This window comes from Micromonospora sp. KC213, from assembly GCF_004348325.1.
Classification (GTDB): domain Bacteria; phylum Actinomycetota; class Actinomycetes; order Mycobacteriales; family Micromonosporaceae; genus Micromonospora.
Window position 1 is genome coordinate 1 of record NZ_SMKF01000287.1, and the last position, 3,941, is coordinate 3,941.

Below are 3,941 nucleotides of genomic sequence, written 5' to 3' on the forward strand. Positions count from 1 at the left end.
GATCATGATCGCCGACCTCTCCCCCCGCCTGATGCGCGCCGCGTTCGCCCGCTTCGCCGTCCCCCGGGCCGCGGCCTCGGTGCACCGCGCCTGGTCGAGCTGGAACGCGTTCTTCACCTTCCTGGTGGCCGAGGGTGTGGTGGCCGGTAATCCGATGCCGGCGGTGGGCCGCCCGCGTACCCCACTGCCCCAACCGAAGCCGTTGCGCGGCGACGACACCCCCGAGCACCTGCTGGCGTCGGTGGCGCGTGAGGACGCCCGGCAGCGGGATCCGTGGCCGGAGCGGGACGTGGCGGTGCTGGCGTTGGCGCTGTGCGCGGGGCTGCGCCTGTCGGAGCTGCTGGCGTTGCGGGTGTCGTCGGTGGCGGGTCGGCCGGGTGAGCGGCGGATGGACGTGGCCGGCAAGGGCGGCCGGCCGCGGGTGGTGCCGATCGAGCCGGAGCTGGACCGGGTGCTGGTGGCCTATCTGGAGAGCCGGGCGCGGCGGTTCGGTTCGCGTACGGTGCGGCCGGACTCGCCGTTGCTGGTGGATCGGCGGGGTGAGCCGCTGCGCCGGGGTGGGTTGCAGTATCTGGTGGACTCGTGTTACCGGCGGGCGGGCATCGGTGACCGGGTGCCGCGGGGTGCGCGGTTGCACGCGTTGCGGCACACCTTCGCGACGCGGTTGGCGGAGGACGGGGCGAGTGCGGCGGAGATCATGCGGTTGCTGGGGCATGCGTCGTTGGCGTCGTCGCAGACGTACATCGAGGTGACGGCGGGTCAGCAGCGGGCGGCGGTACGGTCGAACCGGACGCACCGGGTGTTGTCGGCGCTGGTGGGGCCGGTTCAGGGGTCCTGATCGCCGGTGGCGTGCGAGGTGGTAGGTGGTCGCTGTTCGGGCCGGTGATGGCCTGGTCAGCCCGGCACGGAGACCAGAGTGGTGGTTGGGGCCGGCCGGTTCATCAGCCGCCAGGTGCGTCTGCGGATCAGTGGGTCGAGGGTGACCAGCAGGTACGCCGTTCCCACGGCGAGGATGCCGCCGGTGGCGCCGAGCGTGGATGCGAGCACGCCGCCGACGAGCCCGCCGAGCGGGATGCCGGCCCAGGTCAGGCCGCTGACTGCGCCGAGGACGCGCGCCCGCAGGTTGGCCGGGATGCGTTCGAACTCCGCAGCGGCCACCAACGGGTTGATGGCCCCGAGCAGTACCCCGCCGGCGAGCGCGACGCCCGCGATGACCGGTAGTCCGACCGGCAGCGCCAGCACGAAGATCCGCGGGACGGCGCCGAGCAGGAAGGCCACGGCGTACGTGCGCCAGCGCGGCAGGCGCGCGCCGTACACCGACACGAGCAGCGACCCTACGACGGCCCCGGCGCTCAGCGCGCCGAACACGATCCCGAGGGGTGCGGCGTCGTGAAAACGCTCGGCTGCCCACACCGGGATGAGCACTGTGGTCAGCGCCTGGTCGAGGAGATTCGTCAGTAGCACCATCGCGACGATCGCCCGTAGCAACGGGTCATGCCGGACGAAGCGCAGCCCGGCCGTGAGGTCGGCGAGGTAGCCGCCGACGCCGCTGCGGTGGCCCGCCTGGGCCGGGTCGGGTTCGGTCCGTCGGATCCGGACCAGTGTCATCACCAGCGCGGCGGCGAGCAGGAAGCTCGCCGCGTCCAGTGCGATGACCGCGGGAGCGCCGACCAGCGTGATCAGCACTGCGCCCAGCGGCGCCCCGATCATGGACCCGAGGCGATGCACGCTGTCGGCCAGCCCGGCGGCACGTTCGTTGCTCCAGCCGGCGGTGGCGGCGACGTCGGGCACCATCGCGTACTTCGCGTTGTCCGACGGCCCGCGGAACACACCGACAAGACCGACCAGTACGAGCAGGACGGGATAGGCGAGCAGGTCGGCGGCGTACAGCAGGGGCACCACGCCGAGCACGAGTCCGGCGATGAGGTCGCCGCCGACGCTGGCCGTTCGTGGCCCGATGCGGTCGACCAGTGGTCCGCCGAGTATGCGTGCGGTGACCAGGGCGGCCATCTCCACGAATGCGGTGACGCCGGTCAGTAGGGCGTCGCCGGTGGTCTGCAGCACGAACCAGGGCAGCGCCACGACCGACATCCGGGTGCCGGTGACCGAGACCGCCTGGGCGATGAGCAGCCCGTACGGGGACCGTCGATTCATGGTCGGTCCCCGTCGGCGGTACCGGACGATTGATCACCTGTGGTGCCCGGCCCGCCGGCGGTTGTGGTTCGCGTCGCCAACAGCGCGTCCAGTTGTCCGCGTCGCGGGAAGATCTGGAACTGGGTGGTCACCGCGACGCGTTCCGACCCGTCACCGGCCCGTTGTGCCGCCCGGTCCCGGTATCGCACCAGCAGGGCCATCATGTCGTCGGCGAGCTGCCGGGCCTCGGCGGCGGTCAGGTTGACCGTGAGGTCGCTCATGGAGGCGGCTCGTTCCCATTCCTGCGGCCAGTCGGCCAGCTCGGTGATGGATCGCTCGACGTTCTCCGCGTAGATCCGGGCGACCGTGCGCAGGTACGCCTCGCCGAGTTCACGCTCCGGCGTGTCCCGGTCGGGGGCGTCGAACCAGGTTGAGCGGTGCACGGCGCGCCAGAAGCGTTCCCGGCCGTGGCCCAGCTCGGGCGCGTCGGTGATGAAGCCGTGAGCTGCCAGGGTGCGGAGGTGGTAGCTGGTTGCTGCGCTGGACTCGCCGAGTCGGGCGGCCAGTTGGGTGGCGGTCTGTGGTCCTTCGTGGCGCAGTGAGCCGAGCAGCCGCAGGCGCAGTGGATGGGCTACACCGCGCAGCGTGCGTGCGTCGAGGACCACGTCCTGTGTGGAGTCGTATCCGGGCTTGTGCGGATCTTCGGTCATGCTGCCAAGATAATTATGCAAAGGTGTCCTTGCAACAGGTTGTTGGCATAGGCTGACTCGGGCGCTGTGGTTGGTCCGCGAGGTACGACCCGCCGCACTCGTCGACCAGCTCTGCGGCAGATCTCGAACGGCGTGCCCACGACCTGGCGGTACCGGCCATCACTGCACCAGGTGGTCACGGACGCCGTCGTCGTCGACCTGCGCAGCCGACTCGAACGCGCCGAGAGCCTGTTCGGCGAAGCGCGCGGCAGATCGTCGACTCCCCGGCCCGCCTGGTAGTCGTCGTTGGCTGGAAACCACGGGCGGCCCGTCGGCGAGTGTCACTGCGGCAACTGCCGCTGGGGTGGGCGGCGGTGTGGCAGGCTGGGGTGGAACGCGACTGGCGGCACGGGGATGGGTGTGACCATCGGGGAGCTCGTCGCGGGGGTCGACCGCCTGGGCCTCCGTGGGCGAGGTGTGCTGTGTCGGTTTCTTCTTCTTCGACGGCTACGACCGCGCGGCTGTTGCCGGGTGGGCCGGTGGCGGATCGGGTGCTGGCCGAGGTGGCCGAGGGTGTGGCGGAGTTGCGGGCGGCGGGGGTGACGCCGGCCCTGGCGACGGTGCTGGTGGGTGAGGATGACGCGAGCGCCGGATACATCCGGATCAAGCAGCGGCAGGCGGCGCTTTTGGGGTTCGCGTCGCCGCACGTGCATCTTCCGGGCTCGGCGTCGCAGGCGGATCTGGAGGCGGTGTTGGCGGATTTCACCGCCGACCGCGGTGTGCACGGGGTGCTGGTGCAGCATCCGGTGCCCGGGCATCTGGACTATGACCGGGCGTTGCAGGTGCTGGATCCGGACAAGGACGTCGACGGGATGCATCCGGTGAACATGGGTCGGCTGGCGTTGGGCCTGCCGGGGCCGCTGCCGTGTACGCCGGCGGGGATCGAGGCGTTGTTGGCGTTTCACGGGGTCCCGGTGGCGGGCCGGGAGGTGGTGATCCTGGGTCGGGGTGCCACGTTGGGTCGGCCGTTGGCGATGTTGTTGGCGCAGAAGCGGCCGACGGCGAATGCGGCGGTGACCGTGGTGCACACGGGGGTGGCGGACTGGCCGCGGTACACGC

4 protein-coding genes are annotated in these 3,941 nt (G+C 71.4%); 2 read left to right on the forward strand and 2 right to left on the reverse strand.

All coding sequences use genetic code 11. The features are described 5' to 3' along the window. On the forward strand, positions 1 to 838 hold an 838-nt coding region (locus E1166_RS29735; protein WP_132343144.1), incomplete at its 5' end, for a tyrosine-type recombinase/integrase. 56 nt (positions 839 to 894) lie between these two features. Here the strand turns inward: E1166_RS29735 and E1166_RS29740 are convergent. Both E1166_RS29740 and E1166_RS29745 read right to left on the reverse strand, forming a co-directional pair. Further along, positions 895 to 2,154 carry an MFS transporter gene (locus tag E1166_RS29740; protein ID WP_132343145.1) on the reverse strand — a complete coding sequence of 420 codons (1,260 nt, stop codon included), beginning with the start codon at positions 2,152 to 2,154 and terminating at the stop codon, positions 895 to 897. Continuing rightward, a complete protein-coding gene (locus E1166_RS29745) occupies positions 2,151 to 2,843 on the reverse strand; it encodes a winged helix-turn-helix domain-containing protein (protein WP_132343146.1) in 693 nt (230 codons plus the stop codon). The genes E1166_RS29740 and E1166_RS29745 overlap by 4 nt, the downstream gene beginning before the upstream one ends. Positions 2,844 to 3,361: 518 nt before the next feature. On the opposite strand from E1166_RS29745, the gene E1166_RS29750 reads away from it, so the two are divergent. Next, positions 3,362 to 3,941: tetrahydrofolate dehydrogenase/cyclohydrolase catalytic domain-containing protein (locus E1166_RS29750; RefSeq protein ID WP_243710592.1), on the forward strand; the 580-nt coding region annotated here is incomplete at its 3' end.